Source organism: Paraburkholderia sp. D1E (assembly GCF_052682275.1).
This window is the reverse complement of sequence record NZ_JBQYMB010000001.1, coordinates 3241901-3264299: the sequence shown is the minus strand read 5'-3', so window position 1 is coordinate 3264299 and position 22399 is coordinate 3241901. Positions and strand designations below refer to the sequence as shown.

The following is a 22399-nucleotide window of genomic DNA, read 5'->3' as shown; positions in this document are numbered from 1 at the left end:
CGATTTGTCCTCGCACGCACACCGTCGGTACGCCCACCAGTCGCGTGCTTAGCTGGAAATTAGCTTGCAAAGAAATTTCGTTGGGCATACTTTTATAAATCGTCGGTAGTCTGCGACCTAATAAAGAGTCCAATAAATAGCTATGAGCGCAACAAAAGGTCGTCGCGCCCCGGTCGCTGAGGCCGTTGCGGGTGTCACACTCTCATCCGCGGAAGCCGAGTCTCTTCATGCGCTCGATCGGATCGATCGCGCGATCCTGCGTCAACTGCAAACCGATGCGTCGATTTCGAATGTCGCGCTCGCGGCCAAAGTTAAATTGAGTGCGCCGGCGTGTTTGCGGCGCGTGGAGCGGCTAAAGGAATCAGGGCTGATCCGGGGTGTCGTCGCGCTGATCGATCCAAAGGCGGTCGGGGCGGGTATGGTGGTCATCATCGGCGTCGTGCTGGATCGGTCTACGCCTGAGTCTTTTGCCGAGTTCGAGAAAGCGGCGCAGAAGGTGGCGGGGTGCATGGAATGCCACGTCGTGACCGGTGAGTTCGACTACTTCATGATGATCCGCACGCGCGATAGCGAGAGCTTCAATCGTCTGCACGCGGAGCAGTTGCTCTATCTGCCAGGCGTCAGGCAAATCCGCTCGTTCATGGTGCTCAAAGAAATCCTGTCCACCACGAAATTTCCGCTGTAAGCGCCGCCGTCACGCAAAAAGACGCGCATGCTGTCATAAATCTCCTTGTTGGCCGACTAAGTGGCAGGACCACTCGCGGGCGGCGCGGTCAGCGCCTCAACGGGTGAACGGTACGGACTTCCCGGGACGATCATCATGGCTTGCAGCAGACGGAGTTTCTTCAGGTTAATCGGCGCGGCGTCGCTCGCCGGCGGAACCGCGGCATGGCGTACGGCAGGCGCGGCGGAGTTGAGCACCGCGGCGGCCTACGAGGTCGCGCATAGCGACGCTGAATGGCACAAGCTGCTCACGGACGCACAGTACCGCGTGCTGCGCGAAGCCGGCACGGAGCGGCCGTTCAGCAGCCCGCTGAACGACGAGCACCACGCAGGCACATTCGCGTGCGCCGGTTGCGCACTGCCGCTGTTTTCGTCGAAAACGAAATTCGATAGCGGCACAGGCTGGCCAAGTTTCTGGCAGCCACTGGACCACGCGGTCATCACGCATACCGACAAGTCGTTCGGCATGACGCGCGACGAAGTATTGTGCCGGCGCTGCGGCAGCCATCTGGGTCATGTATTCGACGACGGCCCCAAGCCGACCGGCCTGCGCTATTGCATGAACGGCCTCGCTCTAACTTTCGCACCCGCCGCGCGCGGCACGAGTTGATCGAATCAGGACGGACATCATGAACATCGAGAAACGCATTATCGGCAAACCGGCCCGCTTACGCCGGGCGGCGGCCGCGCTTTTGCTCGGGCTAGGTGCATTGGCGCTGCTGCTGGCACAGCGCGTCGCATTCTCGTCGGAAGCTGCGGTTGTCATTGCGCCGCCTGCGCTCGACGAGCCGATCTCAGCCACGACCGCGCACGAAGAAACCGCTGTGTTCGCGGGCGGCTGTTTCTGGGGGGTGCAAGGCGTGTTCCAGCACGTACGGGGCGTCACGAAGGCGGTGTCCGGTTATTCGGGCGGCCAGCGCGACACCGCGCAGTATGAGACTGTCAGTGGCGGCGAAACAGGCCATGCGGAATCCGTGCAGGTCACGTTCGACCCGACCAAAGTCACTTACGGGCAGTTGTTGCAGGTCTACTTCTCGGTGATTCAGGACCCGACCGAGTTGAACCGTCAGGGGCCGGACAGCGGCACGCAATACCGTTCGGCGGTATTTCCGCTGAACGACACGCAGCGGCACGTCGCGCAAAGTTACATCGCCCAACTCGAGAAGGCCCATGCCTTCCCGGCGCCGATCGTCACGAAGACAGAGCCGTTCAAGGGCTTCTATCCCGCCGAGTCCTACCATCAGAACTACCTGACGCTGCATCCGAACTCCGCATATATCGCGATCAACGATATGCCGAAGGTCGCAAACCTGAAGCGTCTGTTTCCAAATCTCTATCGCGAGAAGGCTGTGCTGGTCGAAGCGGCACAGTAAAACGGCGAGCGCCGCGAGGGCGGCGATCCTCCCTTTGCGGCGTCGCTTCGTGCGGCGCCAGCCGATATTTTGTGGCTGTATTCTGCCTGTCACCATCGCCGCGGCGCGCTTGCGGGCGTCCGTCGGTCTGTCCTTCCGTTTTTCCCGAGCCAATCCGAACCAATCCGGGCCGAGCCGACCCTCCAGCGACCAGGCCCGCATTTTGCACAGAAGCAGGCGTCGGCAAATCGTTCGCACGTGTCGGTTCGTACGAATGCCCAATTTACGGGGCGGCATCAGGTTCGAACTGTGCGTTTTGCCGGGAAAATGCGTGTCGTCTGCTGAAAAAATTACTTGCCGTGTGTTGCAATGCGGCGGTCACCCGGATGTTTTCTAATCCGTTGTGGACATCCGGCAAGAACATGAACCCCTTCGCGATACGCGAGAAACGGAGGTTTCTGGTGTTGAATAGCCGTAGAAAGCGGATCGGCAAGATTCGCAATAAACAAACAGGCATCGCGGCATCATCGCTGGTCGCCGTGACCATCGGCGGTATCGGCATTTTGCCGGCTTCGGCCGTGGCCCAAACACCTTCGCCGTTGGGCGAATGGCAGTACTCCGTGGGCATTCCGCTGCAGAAAATGTGGCAGCCGGATATTCCGGACTGGCAGGTGCGCATTGGCGCGGCGACGTCGTTCCAGCCACGTTATGAAGGCTCCGACCGGTATCACGTGATGGCCGGTCCGAGTGTCGACGTGCGCTACAAGGACCTGTTCTTCTTTTCGAGCGGCGAAGGCCTTGGGGTCAACTTCGCGCAAGGGCAGAACTGGCGCGCTAGCCTCGCCGCCGTCTACGATCTCGGGCGTCGCGGTCATGACGATCCGGAGGAGTTGAACGGTCTCGGCAACATCAATCCGGCGCCGGGCCTGAAACTCTCCGGCGAATACGTCGTGTCGAAGGATTTCCCACTCGTGCTGCGCGCCGACGTGCGACGCTATTTCGGCGGTTCGAACGGCTGGACCGGCGATCTGGGCGCTTATCTACCGATGCCGGGCAGCACCAAAAAATTCTTCTGGTTCGCCGGTCCGAACGTGACACTCGCGGACTCTACCTACATGAACAGCTGGTACGGTGTGAATCAGAATCAGGCGGCGCACTCGCAATACTCGCAGTATCACGCGAGCGCGGGCTTCAAGTCGGTGGGCTTCGGCATAAGCATGGTGTGGCTGTTCGACAAGCACTGGTTTGCAACTGCGGACGGCGCATTCGAACAATTGGTCGGCAGTGCGGGGAACAGTCCGATTACGCACAGCAGGGCCACCGGTGTGGCCGATATCTCCATCAACTACCGTTTCTGATGCAACGGTTTTCGCGTTTTGGCCAGGGACAACGGCGTGCCATTACGGCACGCCGTTTGAAGCACACTATCGTGCCAGCCGCACACCCAGAAACTGAACCATCAGCGCCGCAACCTGATCGACTGCTTCATCCAGCACGAAGTGTCCACCTTCGAGCAGATGCACTTCTGCGCCGGGCAGATTGCTGCGATACGCGTACGCACCTTCCACTTCGAATGAGGGATCGTACTTCCCCCACAGCACCAGCATGGGGGGCTGACGTTCTTCCAGATACCGCTGCCACTGCGGATACCGCTCGATATTCGTCCGATAGTCGTAGAAGAGTTCAGTCTGGATATCGATCTGGCCAGCCCGCGATAGAAACGCAAATTCATCAGTCCACGTATCCGGATCGTAGCGATCGACACTCGGACTACGCCCGACATGCCGTAACCGCGTCGCCTCAAACGAGAGCAAATTTGCCCGTAGTGCCGCTTCATGCGTTGCGCGATCGTTCCAGAAGGCCTTACGTGTTTGCCATAACGGACCGAGGCCTGCTTCGTGGGCAACGGCGTTTTGCACCACCAACGCCTCAATCCGCTCGGGGTTTGAAAGCGCAAGCCGAAACCCCACCGGACCGCCGTAGTCCTGCATCACCAGCGTGTAGCGCTTCAGTTCCAGTGCATCGGTGAAACGGGCCATCACTTCGGCGAGGTGGTCAAACGTGTACTTGAATGCGTCGGGCGCGGGTGCGCTGCTGTGGCCGAAACCGGGATAGTCCGGTGCGATCACCCGGTAATCTTGCGCGAGCAGCGGCATCAGCGTCGCGTACATTCGCGACGACGACGGGAAACCGTGCAGCAACAGAACCACAGGCGCGTCGCGTGGTCCTGCCTCGCGATAGAAAATGTCGAGGCCGTCGAGCTCGATGCTGCGATAGCGCATTCCGGTGCGTGTGGATGTCATGACCATGCTCCTTCAATCTTTCGTAAGATCGCTCATGCGGCGCGCAAACTGTCGCGCAGATGCAGAACCGCTGCCGCGGCGAAAAAACCCAATGCCGCGACGCATACACCCGGCCAGCCCCAATGCGCGAGCGCCGGGCCGGCGATAGTGGCGCCCAGCGCGCTGCCGATGAAAAAGAGCCCCGTATAGAGTCCATTCACCCGGCCGCGCGATTCGGGCGCAAGCAGATTGATGGCACGCCGGCCGAGCGCCTGATCGGCAATCACGCCACCGTCGATAAAAAATGCTGCCACGGCGAGCATGGCGATCGAGGCGGCGCGCGATACCCCCGACGTCAACGCGAATGCTGCCATCAAGGCGGCCGCGAGGGCGACCGCATGGGCGAGCATGCTGGCGGGCTTCGACCAGCCCCGGTCGCCGGCGCGGCCCGCCAACGGTGCGATGAAAACGCTGCCGCCGCCGGCCAGCGCGAATAGCGCGACGGAGGTGCTGTTCAGACCGAGTGGCGCGCGCGTCAGGACAATAGCGATGCTGCTCCAGAACGCGTTGAACCCGGCCATGAGCAGGGCTTGATACAGCGCCCGGCGGCGCAGCACGGGCTCATGCGCGAGCAATCGCGCCATCGACGTCAATAACGCGGCATAGGGCGGAGCGCCGGCTGGGCGAACATCCGGCAAACGCGGCACCACGGCAAGCGTGACAGCCGTGAGCAACAGGGCATCGGCAGCGTAAAACGCACGCCAGCCGAATGCGCCGCCAATCACACTGGCAAGCGGGCGCGACAGCAGAATGCCGAGCATCAAACCGCTCATCACGTTGCCGACGACTTTGCCGCGCGAAGCCGGCGGCGCGAGCGATGCCGCCGCGGGCACCAGCATCTGCACGACGCTCGACGTCACGCCCACGGCGAACGATGCCGCCAGAAACACGGGTGCTAGCGGCGCGATAGCGGCCAATGTGAGACACGCGATCTGCGCGAGCAAGGTCGCGGCAATCAAGGGCCGGTTGGGCAAGCGGTCGATCAGCGGCACAAGTCCGACGAGGCCGACCGCATAGCCGAGCAACGTCAAGGCGGTGACGAGCGTGGTCCATGCGCCGAGACGCAGCGAGACGTTGAGCGGGCCGATCAACGTTTGTGACGCATACAGGGGCAACACGGCGACCGCGACCATCGCGGCGAACCGGGCGGTCGGAACGCTCTGGGCCGGCGGCGTAGCCGTTTGGGCTGCAATCGCGCATTGAATCGTGGGAGAGTCCATCGTCGGGCTAGCCGTTAAGTGAGGTTGAATCGATGCTACTCTCACGTCGGATAAACACAATTCGCACTGAATTGGATACATCCTCACGAAAAACGGGAGAATCGGCAATGGATGCGTTGCGCGATCTTGAAACCTTGGTGGCGATTGTCGAGGAGGGCAGTCTGACGAGCGCCGCGCGCCGGCTTGGCCGGTCGTTGCAGGCCGTCAGCCGGTCGCTGCAGGTGCTCGAGCGGGCGCACGGATCGACCTTGATCGTGCGAACCACGCGTACTTCGCAGCCGAGCGCAGCCGGCATGCGTTTTTACGAACGCGTCAAAGGCGCGCTGAGCGAACTCGAACTGGCACGCACCGAACTGGCCGAAGAAGCGCACCGGCTCACCGGCCGCTTGCTGATCAATGCGCCCACACTGTTCGGACCGCAATTCGTTGCGCCGCTCGCCGCGGAGTTTTTGCAGCGTCATCCGCAACTGGAGTTGTCGCTCGAGTTGAGCGACACGTATCGCGATCCGGTCGAGACCGGCGCGGATGTGACGATCCGTATCGGCGAAACGCCTGATTCACGGCTCGTGGCGCGGCGGATCGGTACGCTTCGGCGGGTGGTGTTCGCCGCGCCTGCTTATCTTGCCGAACACGGCAGGCCGTCGCATCCGCGGGATCTGGGGAGACATGATTGTGTCGTTCGAACCGGCGTGCCGTATCCTGGGCGGTGGGCGTTTACGTCTTCCGATGGAAACGAGATCGCGGTGAACGTGGCAGGCCGCTTTGACAGCAATCAGGTGGCGGCGGTGAATGCAGGCGTGCTGGGTGGGATGGGGGTAGGGATCGCTGCCTTCTGGCAGATTCAGGAATGGGTCGAGGCAGGAAAGGTAGAGGTCTTGTTGGCGGATTTTCAGCTTACGCCCTTGCCGTTACATGCGATGTGGGCGAAGACACGGCGTTTGCCGCAGAGAACACGGCTACTGGTCGATTTCCTTGCTGTCAAACTGGGGACGCTGTAATTTCCCGTCCACCGCAAGGGTTGCCTGGGCCCTGAGGGCGTGAGCGGGCTTCGCAGTGAAAGCAGCGCAACAGCAGGTGTAATGCTTCATTGTGCTACGCTTGCCAGACCGAAAACCACGTACCGTGACCTCGCCATCATCATGCGTTCCTGGCGCATATCCACACCGCCCCGCAGTGGGCACATCAACACGTCGCGTGTTACCGACCTCGTCATGTCGATCTCGCATGCCGACCCGGACGCGCTCGCCGCAAGCATTCTGAAAACCATTGGCGACACGCTTCCGGTTTCGCAGTGCACGATCTTCGCTTACGAATTCGACGCGAGGCCGCGCACCGTCTCCGCCGCCGACCATCGCGGCGGCCGCTTCCTCCGTGATGTCGCCGACCGCTACGCCACGCACTTTTATGCGCTCGACGGCAACCGCGCCATCGTCGGCGGCCCGCCAGCGAAACAAGTGCGCGAAGCATTAGTGCTGCACCAGCAGCAAAGCGAAGAAATCGAAAACGAAGCCTATCGCGCCGCCTGTTATGCGCAGCCCAACGTGTCCGACCGTCTGTCGTTGCTGCTGCAACCTATGGAAAAAGTCTGGCTGTCTATCAATCTGTATCGCGACAGCGCCTACGGCATGTTCCAGCCAGGCGAACTTGAGCACGTGGAAAGCGTGGCGCATCTGTTCGCGCACGCTGCGAAAAGCCATTACGCACTCAACGGGCAGCATCAGCAAGGCGCGGCAGCCGTGATGCTGGCACGCGTCAGACGCGCCTGCCCGGCGCTTACGCCGCGCGAGATCGACGTGCTGCGCGGCGTGCTCGAAGGCGCAAGCGCCACCGAGATCGCCGAACAAATGGGCGTCAAGGCAACGAGTGTCATTACGTATCAGAAACGCGCTTACGCGCGGCTAGGTATCTCCAGCCAGCGCCAGTTGTTTGCGCTGTGTCTGCTGCCTGAGCGGTCCTGAGCGGTCCCGATCCGACGCGCCGAAGTGGCGGTCGAATATTAACCGCGACGCAGCCGATGATGATCCGAAGCACCGTCGAAGAACGGCCGAAACATGGCCGAAACACGGTCAAAGCGCAACTGAGCTCGCACCGGCAATCACCCGCGCTTCGCCCGTGCATCGGCCTGTGTCTCACGATCCCAGCGCTTTAACCACGGCATGATGAACTCCGCGAATCCGTCCGCGGGTGGTGACAGTGCACGTTCGGTCGAGCGATACACGCACACCTCGCGGATGGTTTCCGGATCGACGATCCGCTTCATCACCAGCCCGAAGGTTCGCGCGAGCGGCGCGACATAGGCGGGCGCGAGCGTCACGGCAAGCCCCTGTGAAGCCAGACCGAACGCCGTGGTGACGTTGTCCACCACGTCCACGGGAATGATGCGCGCCTCCACCGGCAGATTCGCCAGCATCTGTTCGACTGCGCGCTCATGATCGCGGCCGGTGGCGACAATCGGCACGTCGCGCAAATGCTGCCACTGCACCCGGCGCCGCGCGCTCAACGGATGCGCTGGCGCACACCACATCACCCACGGGCTCGCGAAGGCAGGATCGCAACGCACCCGCGTGCCGCTCTGCCGATCCGGGCCGATCGCGAGATCCACGTCGCCGCTTTCCACGCGCTCTACCAATTGTTCGACCACGGTGTCGCAAATGCGTACGACCACCTTGGGTTTGCCGCGTGCGTATTCGGCGATGGCCGCCGGGAGCGCGGTCGCCGCGAGCACCAGCGGCGCGCCGACTCGCACGATACCGGCGGCGCGATTGCGGATGTCGTCGGCAGATTGGGCCGCCGCACGCACATAGCGCAACACCGATTCGGCGGACGACAGGAAGTCCTGCCCCGCGCTCGACAGATTGACGCGCCGCGTCGTCCGGTCGAAGAGGCGAAAGCCCAGTTCCGTTTCCAGTTCGGCCAGCAACTGGCTGACCGCCGACGAGGTCAGCCCGAGCCGTTCCGCCGCCGCGCCGATACTGTGCAAATCGACGATGGCGAGAAACGCTTCGAACTGACGAATGGTGACGCGTGTAAGTGGCATCAGGCGATTCTAAAGAAAAACTTACGAATCGTGAAAAATCGATTGATTGTATGTAGCGAGCCATTGGCCGACACTCGTGCTGATCGACGCGAAGCCGGAAACCCGCTTAGACTTCCGTCTCGCTCACGCGGCTACGATCAGGTTGCAACAGCCCACCGCCAGGGTATACGCAGGCCGCAATCAAGCCACATGCGGGGCTCCACTCAAGGAATTGCCATGTTCGACCACATTCCCGCCTATCCGGGCGACCCGATTCTGAGCCTGAACGAGGATTTTCAACTCGATCCGCGGCCCAACAAGGTCAACCTGAGCATCGGCATCTACTTCGACGACGCCGGCAAACTGCCGGTGATGGACGCCGTACGGCGCGCCGAAACCGCGCTGCTCGATTCGATCGGCCCGCGCTCCTACCTGCCGATGGCGGGCCTGCCGCTTTACCGCGACGCAGCACAGGCGCTGGTGTTCGGCGCGGACAACGAAGCGCGCGCCGCGGGCCGGATCGCAACTTTGCAGACCATCGGCGGCTCAGGCGCGCTGAAAGTCGGTGCGGATTTTCTGAAGCGCTATTTCCCGGCCTCGCAGATCTGGATCAGCGATCCGAGCTGGGAAAACCATCGCGTAGTGTTCGAAGGAGCGGGCCTCACGGTCAACACGTATCCGTATTACGACGAACACACCGGCGGCTTGCGTTTCACCGACATGATCGACACGATCGGCCGCTTGCCGGAACAGAGCATCGTGCTGCTGCACGCGTGCTGTCACAACCCGACTGGCGTCGATCTGAGCCCGGCGCAATGGGCGGAACTGGTGCCGGTATTGCAGCGCCGCAAACTGATTGCGTTTGTCGACATGGCGTATCAAGGTTTTGGCGCAGGTCTCGAGGAGGACGCCGCTTGCGTGCGCCAGCTGGCCGACGCCGGTGTGCCGTTGATCGCCGCCAATTCGTTTTCGAAGAATTTCTCGCTATACGGCGAGCGCTGCGGCGCGTTGAGCGTCGTGTGCAAGAGTAAAGAAGAGGCCACGCGCGTGCTCGGTCAATTGATGTCGACGGTGCGCGCCAACTACAGCAATCCGCCGACGCACGGCGCGCGCCTCGTGGCCAACGTACTGTCGGACACGTCCTTGCGCGCTTCGTGGGAAGCGGAGCTCGCCGCCATGCGCGAAAGGATTCTGGCCATGCGCGGCACGATCCACGAAGGGCTCGCCGGCCGCGTCGATGAAGTGATGCGAGCGCGCTACGTCGCGCAACGCGGCATGTTCACGTACACGGGCCTGAGCGAAGCCCAGGTCGAGCGTTTGCGCAGTGAATACGCGGTGTACGTGCTGCGCTCGGGACGCATGTGCGTCGCCGGATTGAATGCACGCAACGCCGGCTATGTGGCGTCGTCGATCGCAGCGGTAGTGGCGAGCGCATAACGGCTGTTACCCGCAACGACTGAACATAAGCATCGCAAACGATAACAACGGAGACCCTGATGACGACTCTTGAAATGCAGGCGGCGACCCCGCCGAAGCTCGCCGCAATGCATCCCGACGAATGGCAGGCACGCGTGCAACTGGCCGCGTGCTACCGCATCTTCGATATGCTCGGCTGGACCGAGATGATCTACAACCACATCACGTTGCGCGTGCCGGCGAGCGTGAGCGGCGACGAGCGCCACTTCCTGATCAATCCATTCGGTCTGCACTACAGCGAAGTGACAGCGAGCAACCTCGTGAAAATCGACGCGCAAGGGCGCGTGCTCGATAACTCGCCGTATCCGGTGAATCCCGCGGGTTTCGTCGTGCATGCCGCGATTCATGAAGGCCTGGCCGATGCGCACTGCGTGATGCACACGCACACTACGGCGGGCGTCGCGGTGGCCTGCCTGGAAGACGGCCTGGAGCAAACCAACTTCTATAGCGCACAGTTGCACGACCGCATTGCGTATCACGACTTTGAAGGCATCACCGTGCATGCGGAAGAGGGCCCGCGTCTGCTCGAACATATCGGCAACCGGCAGGCGGTGATCTTGCGCAACCATGGCCTGCTTGCATGGGGCCATACGTTGCCGCAGACTTTCGCTATTCTGTGGACGCTCAACCGCGCGTGCGAAATCCAGATGGCCACGTTCTCCATGGGCCGCGCGCGGCCGGTGCCGGAAGCGGTGGCGATCCGCTGCTCGCGCGACTCGCTGCAATTCGATCCGCGTCACGGTGCGGGACAGGATGTGTTCGACGCGTTGGTGCGGCGCGTGGATCGCATCGACGCAAGCTACAAGGATTGACGCGAGGACTAACGCGAAAATTGAAGCAAAGATTGACCCGAGGATTAACAAGGATTGAGGCGATGAAAGTAGGAATCTACGGTGCAGGCGCAATCGGTGGCTGGATGGGGGTGAAGCTCGCGCAGGCCGGCCACGACGTGAGCGTGGTGGCGCGCGGCGCGACGCTCAGTGCGTTGCAACAACACGGCTTACGTCTGATCGAAGGCGGCGTGACGCATACCGTGAAGGTGAATGCGAGCGAATCACCGGCGGAGCTCGGTGTGCAGGACCTCGTCGTAGTGGCGGTCAAGGGCCCGGCAATGGCGTCGGTGGCCGCGCATATCGCGCCGCTGCTGAACCCGCAGACGACTGTGCTGACGGCGATGAACGGCGTGCCATGGTGGTTCTGCGACGGACTCGGCCGCGATTTCGCCGGCAAGCGCTTGAAGTCGATCGATCCTGACGGTGCGATCGCTGCCGCGATTCCGACTGCACAGACGGTGGGCTGCGTGGTGCATGCCAGCTGTCTGATCGAATCGCCGGGCGTTATCAGGCATCATCAGGGCAATGGGCTGATCGTCGGCGAGGCGTCAGGGCAACCGGGCGAACGCGTCAACGCGCTTACCGCCACGCTGGCCGCAGCGGGCTTCAATGCTTCGATGTCGGAGCAGATTCAGCGCGACGTCTGGTACAAGCTATGGGGCAATATGACGATGAATCCGATCAGCGCCATCACTGGCGCGACCACCGACCGGATTCTCAGCGACGAACTGGTGCGCGACTTCGTCACGAGCATCATGCTGGAAGCGAAGGAGATCGGCGCACGCTTCGGCATTCCGATCGAGCAGGCGCCAGCGGATCGCCACGAGGTCACGCTCAAACTCGGCGCGATGAAAACCTCGATGCTGCAGGACGTGCAGGCGGGCAAGGCGATCGAACTCGACGCGCTGGTGGCCGCAGTGCGTGAACTGGGGCAGCTTACCAATGTGCCTACGCCGTACACGGACGCATTGCTTGGGCTCGCGCGCCTGCATGCGAGCACGTTGGGCTTGTATCCGCGACAGTGAACGTTGCCATGAAAAAAAACCGCCCCGCATTAGCAGCGGTGCGGTTTTTTTTCGTCCTACGTGTTAGTTCTTTGGCGTTGCGCCGTACTCCCGCCGCATTACGCAACCACGGCCGAAGATGGCAGCAGCTTCGCCGCCTCGATCAACGACAACGCCCGTTGCGTGTCGCCGAGTTCCGTCACGGAGAGCAGCGCGAGGCGGGCCAGATACAAGGATGCTTGCGCTTCGCCTTCAGCGGTCAGCGTCTTGCAGAGTGTGGTGTAGACGAGGTCGAGTTCGCTATCGGTCATGGTTGGGTTTCCTCTTGCATCAGTTCGTCAAACAGGCCGTCGCGGCGCTTTGCACGTTCGCCGCGCTGCCGTTGCGCCAGCGGGCGAGCACATGGCCGTCCGGCCTGATCAGATAGACGGTACCCGGCGTCGCGTCGAGCATCTCGTGCAGCCGTCCCGCCGGATCGACCACATGCGGGCTGGCGGCACGCGGCGCGTCGCCCGTCACCAGCGTGACCGCTTTGAACGGAATGCTGTGTTCGCCGAGCGCATAGTGCAATTGCTGCCATGCTTCGTCTTGCGCCACGTCTGTGCCGAAGCGCAACGCGGTGAAGCAAGGCCCCAGCAGATCGGTGAGATGAATATCCACTGTTATACCGTCGCACATGCGCTGAAGGCGGCACTCCGCCAGCACCGTGCCTGGCACCGGCCCTTTGGCGAACGAGCCCGTAGCCGTAGCCGCAACCGGATTGAGCGGCGACTGAGCATACGCAATTGCATGCGTTTGCCGTGGATTGATCAATGGCCGCACCGCCGGATGGCGCTCGGCAAGTCCTAGCACTGCGTTGCGCATCAGATCGAATGCGAACGAGGGCGGCGCCATGAACTCCGTGCTCTTCATTCCATAGCTCAGGTTTTCACGCGCGGCGAAAACGCGCTCGTCGCTGTAGCTGTCGAGCAAACGGTCCGATGCAATGCCGTTGACCACGCAACCGAGTTTCCAGCCGAGATTGTCGGCGTCGTCGATGCCGGAATTCGCACCGCGTACGCCAAAAATCGGCACGAGATGCGCGGCATCGCCCGCGAACAGCACCGAGCCGTGGCGGTAGCGTTCGAGTGTCAATGCGTTGGCCTTGTAGACGGTGATCCAGATCGGCGACCATTCGCCCGTTTCGCCCATTGAGTCGAGCACGCTCTGCACACGTGGCATGACGTTCTCTGGCTTGACCGCGGCGTCGGGATCTTCATCGTCGCGAAGCTGATAGTCGATGCGCCAGACGTTGTCGGGCTGCTTGTGCACCAGCACCGTCGAACCGGGATTGGAGGGCGGATCGAAATAGGCGAGGCGCTCGGTGGCGCGCGCGCTCTTCAGTTCGATATCGACGATGACGTAGCGGCCCTCGTACGTCGTACCCGTGAGCTTGAGGCCGAGTGCTTCGCGAATCGTGCTGCGGCCGCCGTCGCACGCGACGACCCAATCCGCGCGCATTGTCCATGCAGCGTCGCCGGTGCGCAGGTCGAGCGTAGCGCCAGCCGCGCTGTTATCAGCATGTTGTTCGATGCCGGTCACGCGGGTTTGCCAGCGAATATCGATCAGATCGGCGTGCTGTTCCACTTCGTCGAGCAGCAATTGTTCGATCTGGTATTGCGCGATGTTGATCATCGGCGGCAGTGATTGCTCGTCGTCCTGATGCATGGCGAAGCGGAACACTTCGGCGTCGCGGTAGAAGCTGCGGCCGCCCGTCCATGGCAGGCCTTTTTGCAGGAAACCGTGTACCGCACCCAGGCGTTTGAATATCTCCAGACTGCGCCGTGAAATGCAGATCGCGCGGCTGCCGGTGCAGACGCCGTCGTCGGCTTCGATCAGCACTGAGCGCACACCCTGGCGAGCCAGCGCGAGCGCCAGCGTCATGCCGACCGGACCGCCTCCGACGATCGCTACGGCGCGCCGCACGGGGTCGCGCCCGTCAATCAGCGGCGGCACCACGCCCGCGTAGTGGCGAGGCGTGAACGGATAGGGTTTGAAGCTGCGGCTCATGCGTGTCTCCTGGATCTTCGATGCAGATGGATTGCCCGCCAGGGCCTGGACGCTCCTCGGAGGCGGTGCGAATCGACACATGAAGTATGAAGGAGGGGTGGCGCGTGGCCGTCCTCATTTTGGGTACGGCCTAGTCCGCCCCAGCCGCATGCGAAGGCTGGCGCGCGTGCCGCAGGCTCGCACTCACCTGACATTCCTCGATCATCGCCCGGAACGTCGGCGCCGCGTGCGAAGCGCCGGTCGCACCCATCTCCGGGCCGCCTTCCGGCGCCCCGCCGACGCCGACCACGACTGTCGCCTTGGGCCGCCATTCCCGCGTACGCCGCAGCATATTGCGCAGATACGGCGGCGACTCCGGCGCGTCGAGCGAGATGATGCAGATGATCGGCGCGTCCTTGAAGCTCGGTTCGTCGGCATGCGCGCTGCGATAGCCCGAGTGCGTGGCGATCATCGGCGCAAGCCCCTGGCGTCCAAGCAATTGCACGGCGATCGCGGCGGTGACCTCATCGAATGCGCCGCGCCCAGGCACGCACAGCACCGAGGTCTTTTCGGTTTCATGGCGCAACGGTGGGCGGGCCGAAATGGGGCTGTCGTGCCGCTCCGAAAGATCGGCGGACGCCGAAGCCAGGTGCGCGTCGGCGGAGTCGGCCGGATCCGTGCGCGACAGGCGGTCCGGCAGTCCATCGGCGATTTCCAGGTTTTCGACGATATCGACCAGCGCGTCATTGACGCGTGCCAACTGCTCGGGCATCAACACGCCGCGCATCGCATCGTTGCGCGCGAGCTTGAGGCCCTCCAGCGCGACTTTGTCGTAGTAATCGATTAGCGACATCTCGCGCAGCAGGCGCTCGGCCTGCACGATGGCTTCGTGCGGATCGTTCGCCAGAAGCCGCTGATAGAAATTCTGCGCGGGCGTTAGTGCCGGCTGGTCGCCCAGCAGCACCGTGAGGAAGTTCAGACGATCGGCGTAGCGGCCCAGCGTGACAACGCACAGCGTGAGCGGGGTGGATAGTACAAGGCCGATCGGCCCCCACAGCCAGCTCCAGAAAATCGCCGCTACCACCACCGCCAGCGGCGACAGCCCGGAGCGATGGCCGTACAGCAGCGGCTCGGCAATCTGCCCGGCCACCACGTCGACGACGATAAACAGGATCAGCGTATAGACCGCCATCGTCCATTGAGGCTGGATGGCGGCGGCGAGAAACACGGCAAGAATCGCGGCGATCCAGATGCCGATGTACGGCACGAAGCGCAGCAAGGCAGCAATCACGCCGAACAGAAGCGCCCCGGGCACGCCGATGATCGCCAGACCGATAGCGATGACCCCTCCCGCGCTCAGGTTCACGCCCAGTTGCGCGACAAAGTAGCGGCTCAGACGCACGGCGGCGTCGTTGAGCGCGGTGGTGGTGCGGTGCAGATCGCGCGAACCGAAAAGACTGATCAAACGGTCGCGCAGGTCCTCGCGCTGCAGCAAGATGAAGATCGTGACGACCAGCACGATGAAGGTGGTCTCAATCGGCGCGATCGCCGGCGACAGTGCGCGTTGAGCGAGTTGCATCGGCGTGGGCGACGGCTCGTGCACTTCGACCGGTGTCGGCACAGCGGGCGCATTGCGTGCCGCGCGTCCGGTGAGGCGCGGTGGACTTGGCTTGCTCGGTGCAACGCGCTGGAGCGTGGCAGCGGCGCGGCTCATCAGCGAATCGGCCCGGCCGACGGTTTTCTCCTGCACCGTTTCGATCTTTTGCTCGATCGCAACCTGGTACTGCGGAAGATCGCCCGCCAGTTGCACCAGTTGCGCACCGATCAGCGCGCCGACGGCCAGCAAAGCGGCGAGGGCGAACAGCACGGCGATAAAGATCGAGGGCAGTTGGCCCATGTGCAACCGCCGCAACGCCTGCACGAGTGGTGCGAGCAGAAAGCTGAGCAGCACGGAGAGCGTGATGGGAATCAACACCTCGCGGCCGAAGTAAAGTGCGCACACCACCACGACGCCGGTGATGATCGAAGCCAAACCATGCAAAGTGGGGGTGCCGGGCGGGTACACGCGGTTCGGCGTCCCGTGCGGCGGTAACGATATTTTCATGAGCACACTTTTCGATGTTGTGGCGCAGTCGCTTTTATTGAGGGCGCGCGTAGGGGACGGCAGCAGTCAGCTAAAGCGCCTGCGCAATTCATATGCCTGGATTGTAGGCGCTTTGACTCGCGGAGGACGTATCCCCTAGCCCATGTGCAAACGCAACAGCGCGAACAACTGTGAGCTTGCATAGAGCAGCAAGCCGATAAAGCCGCCCACAATCGTTCCGTTGATGCGGATGTATTGCAAATCCTTACCGATGTTCAGCTCGATTTGCCGTGACATTTCGCGTGCGTCCCAGTTCTTCACGGTATCGCTGATATGGCGCGTGAGGAATTGTGCGAAATCCGGCGCCATGGCGCGCGCCGCTTCTTCCAGGTGATCGTTCAGCGACTGACGCAGCGCGGGGTCGTGCGCCAGTTCGCGGCCTACCCATTGGCCCATCGCCATCACCCTGGCATGCAGGGCCGAATCGCTGTTTTGCAGATCGCGCTTGAGCCATGCGCGCAATTCGCCCCACATGTCCTTCACATAGGTGCTGAGCGCTTCGCCTTCCACCAGATAACGCTTCAGTTCTTCGCCTTTTTGCAGGAACGCCGGATCGCTCCTGAGTTTGACGATCAGCTTCTGCGCCGCGTCGTCGAATTTCTGCCGAAGCTGATGGGTGGGGTTCTCGCTGATCTGCTCGAGCATCCGGTTCACCGCGTTGGCGATCGCGTCCGCGCCTTTTTCACCGAGCCACGCCGACGGCAGAATCATCTCCATCTTGGGGTATTCGCTCTTCACCCACTCGACGATGCGCTCAGCGATAAACTCGCGCGCCTGCGGTTCGCGCAGCAGCGCCACGACCTGTTCGATGCCGGCGTCGAGCAGTTCCTGGTGACGGCCGTCTTTGGTGAGCGTGTCGAGAATTGCGCCCATTGATTGCGATAGATCGACTTTGGCGAGCACGTCGCGCAATGCGTCCTTGATGAAGACCTGAATGCGCACGTCGTCGGTCAATTCGAGAATGCCGCCCGTCAGTTTGACCACGTAGTCGCCCAGACGCGCGGTATTCGCGGGCTTCGTCAGCCAGCCGGTGATGCTTTGCGCCGGGTCGTGTTTCTGGATCAGGCCAACCAGCGACTGTACGTCCAGAAACTTGTCCTGCACGAACACCGCGAGGTTGTCGGCGATCTTGTGCTTGTTCTTCGGAATGATCGCGGTGTGCGCGGAGACGATTGGAATCGGCACACGGCGAAACAGCGCGACCACGGCGAACCAGTCGGCCAGCGCGCCGACCATCGCGGCTTCGGCCACTGCCTTGATGCCGTCCACCCAGAGGCCGCGCGGCATGAAAGCGGTCACGAGGAAAACCCAGGCGGCGGCCGCCAGCAGCAGCAACGGCGTGCGCTTGGCCTGTTTCAGTTCGGTTTCTTTGTTCATCGGCAGCGGGGCAGCGGGGTTCGATTTGATTGAAATGTTGCGGTGCGATTGGGGCGCTCGTCCAGAAACGGGAGTGTAGCGCCGCTGTTCCGGCCGTGCGGCACCGGCTTGGGACATTCTTTGATCCGCTGACGCGGTAACATCTACGGTTAGACTGCGGGGCGATGCCCGGGAGAATGGCCCGGGCGAGCGCTGAATGCGCGTTGAATGACGATGCAATTGAACGGAATGGAGGCACAGTGATCAGGTTTCTGCATACCGCGGACTGGCAGATAGGCACGCAATTCGGCCAGTTCGAACCGGACGAAGCGGCGCATCTCGCGGAAGCGCGCTTCGAAACCGTGCGCCGGATCGCCGAGGAAGCGGCGGCACGCAAGGTCGACGCCGTGCTGGTCGCCGGTGACGTATTCGATCTGCAGACTGTATCGGATACGGTGATCCGCCGCCTGTTCGGCGCGCTGCAAGCGTTTTCCGGACCGTGGATCATGCTGCCGGGCAATCACGATGCCGCCCTGGTCGAGAGCGTGTGGACCCGTGCGCAGCGCCTGAACTGCGTTGCGCCGAACGTGCGGGTGGTGCTCGAACCCGGCGTGGTGACGCTCGATGCCTGCAAGTGCGCTTTGCTCTGCGCGCCGCTCACGCAACGCATCACTTACGACGACACAACGGGCTTCTTCGACACAACGGAGACGCCGGGCGGCTATCACCGCATTGGGCTCGCGCATGGCAGCGTAAGCGGGATTCTGCAGGAGGGCATCGACTCGTCGAACCCGATCGCCCCGACGCGTGCCGCGAGTGCGCGTCTGGACTATCTCGCGCTCGGCGACTGGCATGGCCATTTGCGCGTCGACGAGCGCACCTGGTATGCCGGCACGCATGAGCAGGACCGCTTCCGCGCCAACGATCCAGGCTTCATGCTCGACGTCACGCTGACCGGGCCTGGCGTCGTGCCGGCAGTTGAAGCGGTGCGGGTCGGTAAATATCAATGGCATCGCTGGGAAGAGACCATCTCGGTGCCGACCGATGTGGATTCCCTCAAGATGCGCCTCGGCGCGTTAGGCAGCCACGATGTGCTGCGGGTCACCGTAAGCGGCACGACCGCGCTGGCCGAGGCCGAAGCGATTCACGTCGCGGTGGAAGAGACCCGCGCGCGGGTGCGTGCGCTACGTGTCGATCTGAGCGGCCTGCAGGTGTTGCCCACCGCCGACGACCTCGCGGAGCTCGGCGCGCAGAGCGGCTACCTGGCGAAGGTGGTGGCGCGATTGCGCGGCCTGCAGGAGGACCCGCAGTCCGACCCGCAGCAGGTCAAGCGCGCGGCCGAGGCGTTATTGCTTCTGGCGCGTTTTCAACGTGAACTGCCGCGCGAAGCGAGGTCCGCATGAAGCTGGAAAGTATCGCGATTCAGGAGTTCAAGCAGTTCACCGGACGGCTCGTGATCGACGATCTGCAACCGGGACTCAATCTCTTCACCGGCCCGAACGAGGCTGGCAAGAGCACGATCGCCGAAGCTGTGCGAGCGGTGTTCCTCGAACGCTACAAGGCTTCGCATCTGAAAGATTTGTTGCCGTGGGGCAAGGCGAGCGGGCAGCCATCGGTTGAAGTGACGTTCGATATGGACGGCACAGCGTGCAGGCTCTCAAAGCAGTTCGTCACGCGGCAGCGCTGCGAACTGAAGATAGGCCAGGCGGTGTTCGGCGAGGACGAAGCGGAAGACAAGCTCGCCGCCTTGCTCGGATTTTCGCGTGCCGCGCGTGGGCCGCTGAAGGCGGAAAACGCCGGCGTCCCCGGTTTGTTGTGGGTGCAACAAGGCGGCACGCAGGAGGTGCGCGATTCCACCGGGCACGCGGCGCAGTATCTGCGTGATGCGCTTTCGCAACTCTCGGGCGGCAATGAATCCGCCGGTGAGGATGCGCTGATCGCCGCGGTGCAGCGCGAGCTCCGGCAACTGCTCACGGCGCGCACGCAGAAATCCACCGGACCGCTGGCCGAGGCTGAACAGGCGTTGGCGGCGCTCATCGAACAACGCGACGATCTCGAACAGCAGCGCCAGCAATTCGACGAGAACATTGTGCGACTCGCCAGTCAGCAGGAAGCCTTCGACGACGCGCAACACAAGCGCCCCTGGGAGCTTCATGAGCAGAAGGCGGTGCAGGCACAACAGCGCGCCGATGCCGCGGCGGAACTCGAGCGCAGTCTCCAGGGGCTCTCGCAGTCGCTGCAATTGAGCGAGGCCGAACTGGCGCTGTCCTTGCAGCAGGAACAGGCTGCGAACGAACTGGAGGCGGCCGTTGCACGCGAGCGGCAGCAACTCGACGCCGCGCGAGCCAACGTGTCGGCGGTTCAGAACGAACATGCACAGGCTCAGGCGAGCGTGGCGCAATTCGAGCAGGCGTACGCCGATGCGAGCCGTGCGCACGAACTGGCGAACGCTGCGGTGACTGCAGGCGATTTGCGCAGCCAGATGGCACTGCACAGCACCGAGAGCGAGCGGCTTGAAGCGGTTATCGCCGCCGCCGGCAACGCCAACGAGGCCGTGCTGGAAGCGACGCGTGCAGCAGCGGCGGTCGAAATCGACGGGGCGCAATTGAAGCGGCTCCAATCGCTCGATGCCGATCTGACCGTACTGCGCGCGCGCACCGAAGCCGCGATGACCCGTATCGAATACCGGTTGAATGGCGCGATCACCGTCGGAGATACGAAGGTAAGCGGCGAGGGCGTGCTGCGGCTCGACGAGGAGAAGCGGATCGGTCTTGGCGAGCTTGGCGAACTGCGTGTGATTCCGGGTGTTTCCGATCTGTCTGCGCAGTTGTCCGAGCTTGCGTCGCTGGAAGGCCGGCATGCGCAGTTGTTGCAGGCGCTGGGCGTGGCGTCGCTGAGCGAGGCAGAGGGCCGGCACGAGCAGTGGAAAGCACTTGTTGCGCAACAGAAAAGCCAGGCGAAGATTCTTGATGTGCACGCGCCGCAGGGTATCGATGCGCTGCGAGCTGCGCTGGCTTCGGCCGCTGCACGGTTGCAAGCGTCGAACGCGCGGCTGGCGATCTTGCCGGATGTGTCCGCCGCGCCACCGCTCGATGAGGCTCGCCGCAATGCCGAGATTGCGCGTGACGCGCTTGAAGCCGCCAGAAAAGTACTGGCGCAGGCGGCTGAAAAAAAATCCACCGCTATGGCGACCACAGAATCGCTCATTGCCCAGTTGCAACGCAAGGAAGCGCAACTGGCCGACGAAACGTTTGGCCGCAACCGTGCGCAGTGGCAAACGAAAATCGTCGAACAGCGTGTGCAGGTCGAGGCGCTGAAGAAGCAGCGCGAAGGAAGGGAGCGCGAACTGGGGGCTGCGCGTCTCGACGATCCGGTGGCTGAAGCGAAACGCTATCGCGCGTCGGCGGAGCTTGCGCGCAACGAGCAGCACGAGCGGCAATTACGGATCGCGCAATTGCGCAGTCAACTGGAGACAGTGGGCGCGTCCGGGCTCGGGGAACGTCTTGCGGCGGTGAAGGCGTCAGTCGAACAGGCCATGCGTCGCAAGGACGAACTCAGCTTGCGGGCGAGCGCGTTGAGTCTGCTCGACGAAGTGCTTGTCAGCGAACGCGATGCGGCCGTCGCGCAACTGCGTGCGCCGTTGACTGAGCGGCTAGGGCACTATCTGAAGCGGATTTTCCCGCAGTCAACGATTGCACTCGGCGACGATCTGAGTCCCGCGACGCTGGATCGATATGGGCGTGCGGATACGCTCGACGCGTTGAGCTTCGGCACGCGGGAGCAGTTGGGCATTCTGACGCGGCTGGCGTATGCGGATCTTTTGAAAGCGTCGGGTCGGCCGACCTTGCTGATGCTCGACGATGCCGCGGTGCACACCGATGCGACGCGGCGCGATGCGATCAAGCGCGCATTGATCGATGCGGCCACGCGGCACCAGATTCTGGTGTTCACGTGCCATCCGGAGCTGTGGGACGATCTGGGTGTGCGGCAGCGGGCGATTGAAGATCTGAAGGTTGCGGCCTAGCGCGCTTGCGACGCTTTGATTTCGATTAATGACTCGGGGACATCATGACTCAGCTCTATCGCGGCATGGATCAGGCGGCGCTACGCGCGGCCTACGACAACGTGGCGGCGGTGGCCGATGTCGCCGAGCGCATGTTCGGCTTTCAGACGCGCAGCGCGGCGTTGTATGCCGCGGCGCCGTGCCGGCGCGATGTGGCATACGGGCCGAGCCCCCGGCAACGTTTCGACTGGTTTCCGTGCGGGAAGCCTGACGCGCCAATTTTCGTGTTCATACACGGCGGCTACTGGCAGGCGCGCAGCAAGGAGGATTTCGCGTTCGTCGCCAGTGGGCCGTTAGGGTGCGGCTTCAACGTTGTGCTCGCTGAGTACACGTTGGCACCGCAAGCGTCGATGACGCAGATCGTCGGTGAAATCGATGCGCTGCTGGCGGCGCTGGCGGCCGATCGTGATGGACTCGGAACACGCGGTCCCGTCTGCCTTGCGGGGCATTCCGCGGGTGGGCAGTTGAGTGCCGTTTATCGCGCGCATGAGTCGGTCGTGCACGCCATGCCGATCAGTGCATTGGTGGATCTGGAGCCGATTGCGATGTCATGGCTCAACGAGAAGCTGCAGCTAACGCAGGCCGAGATCGATGCTTATAGCCCGATGCGGCATATCGGTAAAGGTGTACCGATGACGGTCACCGTCGGCACGGCCGAGTTGCCAGAACTGGTTCGTCATTCGGAGGAATACGCGGCGGCGTGCCGGGAGGCGGGTGAGCAGGCGGAGTTTGTGCCGCTCGCCGGGTGCAATCACTTTACGATTCTTGAGGACCTCGCGCGAGCGGATGGCGTGCAGATGAAGGCGGTGGTGAGGGGGATGGGGCGCAAGTAAAAATGAGCGG

At 62.7% G+C, this 22399-nt stretch carries 19 protein-coding genes; 12 read left to right on the top strand and 7 right to left on the bottom strand.

The annotated features are described in order from the left end of the window. Window positions 1-142: 142 nt before the first annotated feature. The 4 genes from ACUN0E_RS14690 (at window position 143) to ACUN0E_RS14675 (ending at window position 3433) form a co-directional block, all read left to right on the top strand. A complete protein-coding gene (locus tag ACUN0E_RS14690; protein ID WP_408336498.1) occupies window positions 143-685 on the top strand; it encodes an Lrp/AsnC family transcriptional regulator in 543 nt (180 codons plus the stop codon). Window positions 686-820: 135 nt separating this feature from the next. Next, window positions 821-1333 carry a peptide-methionine (R)-S-oxide reductase MsrB gene (msrB, locus tag ACUN0E_RS14685; RefSeq protein WP_408239600.1) on the top strand — a complete coding sequence of 171 codons (513 nt, stop codon included), beginning with the start codon at window positions 821-823 and terminating at the stop codon, window positions 1331-1333. A gap of 19 nt (window positions 1334-1352) precedes the next feature. Further along, complete coding sequence (gene msrA / locus ACUN0E_RS14680) at window positions 1353-2096, top strand: peptide-methionine (S)-S-oxide reductase MsrA (RefSeq protein WP_408336501.1); 744 nt, start codon at window positions 1353-1355, stop codon at window positions 2094-2096. 440 nt (window positions 2097-2536) lie between these two features. Next, entirely contained in the window at window positions 2537-3433 is an 897-nt protein-coding gene (locus ACUN0E_RS14675; protein WP_408239603.1) for a MipA/OmpV family protein, read from the top strand. 66 nt (window positions 3434-3499) lie between these two features. Here ACUN0E_RS14675 and ACUN0E_RS14670 read toward each other — a convergent pair whose 3' ends face one another. Continuing rightward, complete coding sequence (locus ACUN0E_RS14670; RefSeq protein ID WP_408336504.1) at window positions 3500-4378, bottom strand: alpha/beta fold hydrolase; 879 nt, start codon at window positions 4376-4378, stop codon at window positions 3500-3502. A 32-nt stretch (window positions 4379-4410) separates the two neighbouring features. After that, the gene (locus ACUN0E_RS14665; protein WP_445567051.1) at window positions 4411-5637 is read right to left on the bottom strand and encodes an MFS transporter; all 1227 of its coding nucleotides are present in this window, start codon (window positions 5635-5637) and stop codon (window positions 4411-4413) included. A gap of 107 nt (window positions 5638-5744) precedes the next feature. Between ACUN0E_RS14665 and ACUN0E_RS14660 the strand changes: the two genes are divergently transcribed. Together ACUN0E_RS14660 and ACUN0E_RS14655 are read left to right on the top strand one after the other, a co-directional pair. Beyond that, window positions 5745-6635, top strand: a complete 891-nt coding sequence (locus ACUN0E_RS14660) for a LysR family transcriptional regulator (protein WP_408239467.1) — start codon at window positions 5745-5747, stop codon at window positions 6633-6635. A gap of 141 nt (window positions 6636-6776) precedes the next feature. Then, window positions 6777-7595 carry a helix-turn-helix transcriptional regulator gene (locus ACUN0E_RS14655; protein ID WP_445570445.1) on the top strand — a complete coding sequence of 273 codons (819 nt, stop codon included), beginning with the start codon at window positions 6777-6779 and terminating at the stop codon, window positions 7593-7595. 137 nt (window positions 7596-7732) lie between these two features. On the opposite strand, the gene ACUN0E_RS14650 is transcribed toward ACUN0E_RS14655, so the two are convergent. Beyond that, window positions 7733-8674, bottom strand: a complete 942-nt coding sequence (locus tag ACUN0E_RS14650) for a LysR family transcriptional regulator (RefSeq protein WP_408239473.1) — start codon at window positions 8672-8674, stop codon at window positions 7733-7735. A gap of 216 nt (window positions 8675-8890) precedes the next feature. Between ACUN0E_RS14650 and ACUN0E_RS14645 the strand changes: the two genes are divergently transcribed. The 3 genes from ACUN0E_RS14645 to ACUN0E_RS14635 all read left to right on the top strand — a co-directional run bounded on the left by ACUN0E_RS14645 (window position 8891) and on the right by ACUN0E_RS14635 (window position 11987). Beyond that, a complete protein-coding gene (locus ACUN0E_RS14645) occupies window positions 8891-10090 on the top strand; it encodes an amino acid aminotransferase (RefSeq protein WP_445567050.1) in 1200 nt (399 codons plus the stop codon). Window positions 10091-10149: 59 nt separating this feature from the next. Beyond that, entirely contained in the window at window positions 10150-10941 is a 792-nt protein-coding gene (locus ACUN0E_RS14640; protein ID WP_445567049.1) for a class II aldolase/adducin family protein, read from the top strand. A gap of 62 nt (window positions 10942-11003) precedes the next feature. Next, window positions 11004-11987 (top strand): 2-dehydropantoate 2-reductase, encoded by a 984-nt coding sequence (locus tag ACUN0E_RS14635; RefSeq protein WP_445567048.1) that lies wholly within the window; start codon window positions 11004-11006, stop codon window positions 11985-11987. 98 nt (window positions 11988-12085) lie between these two features. Here ACUN0E_RS14635 and ACUN0E_RS14630 read toward each other — a convergent pair whose 3' ends face one another. The 4 genes from ACUN0E_RS14630 to ACUN0E_RS14615 all read right to left on the bottom strand — a co-directional run bounded on the left by ACUN0E_RS14630 (window position 12086) and on the right by ACUN0E_RS14615 (window position 17514). Beyond that, the gene (locus ACUN0E_RS14630; protein WP_445567047.1) at window positions 12086-12277 is read right to left on the bottom strand and encodes a hypothetical protein; all 192 of its coding nucleotides are present in this window, start codon (window positions 12275-12277) and stop codon (window positions 12086-12088) included. 19 nt (window positions 12278-12296) lie between these two features. Beyond that, the gene (locus ACUN0E_RS14625) at window positions 12297-14015 is read right to left on the bottom strand and encodes an FAD-dependent oxidoreductase (protein ID WP_445567046.1); all 1719 of its coding nucleotides are present in this window, start codon (window positions 14013-14015) and stop codon (window positions 12297-12299) included. Between the two features lie 130 nt (window positions 14016-14145). Then, entirely contained in the window at window positions 14146-16098 is a 1953-nt protein-coding gene (locus ACUN0E_RS14620; protein WP_445567045.1) for an AI-2E family transporter, read from the bottom strand. Window positions 16099-16233: 135 nt separating this feature from the next. Then, the gene (locus ACUN0E_RS14615) at window positions 16234-17514 is read right to left on the bottom strand and encodes a DUF445 domain-containing protein (RefSeq protein WP_445567044.1); all 1281 of its coding nucleotides are present in this window, start codon (window positions 17512-17514) and stop codon (window positions 16234-16236) included. Window positions 17515-17753: 239 nt separating this feature from the next. Between ACUN0E_RS14615 and ACUN0E_RS14610 the strand changes: the two genes are divergently transcribed. Genes ACUN0E_RS14610 through ACUN0E_RS14600 form a run of 3 tightly spaced genes read left to right on the top strand, consistent with a single transcriptional unit; the run spans window position 17754 to window position 22389 of the window. Beyond that, entirely contained in the window at window positions 17754-18896 is a 1143-nt protein-coding gene (locus ACUN0E_RS14610; RefSeq protein ID WP_445567043.1) for a metallophosphoesterase family protein, read from the top strand. Continuing rightward, window positions 18893-21517: an AAA family ATPase gene (locus tag ACUN0E_RS14605; protein ID WP_445567042.1), complete on the top strand. Its 2625-nt coding sequence runs from the start codon at window positions 18893-18895 to the stop codon at window positions 21515-21517. The genes ACUN0E_RS14610 and ACUN0E_RS14605 overlap by 4 nt, the downstream gene beginning before the upstream one ends. 44 nt (window positions 21518-21561) lie before the next feature. Then, window positions 21562-22389, top strand: a complete 828-nt coding sequence (locus tag ACUN0E_RS14600; RefSeq protein ID WP_445567041.1) for an alpha/beta hydrolase — start codon at window positions 21562-21564, stop codon at window positions 22387-22389. Window positions 22390-22399 lie beyond the last annotated feature (10 nt).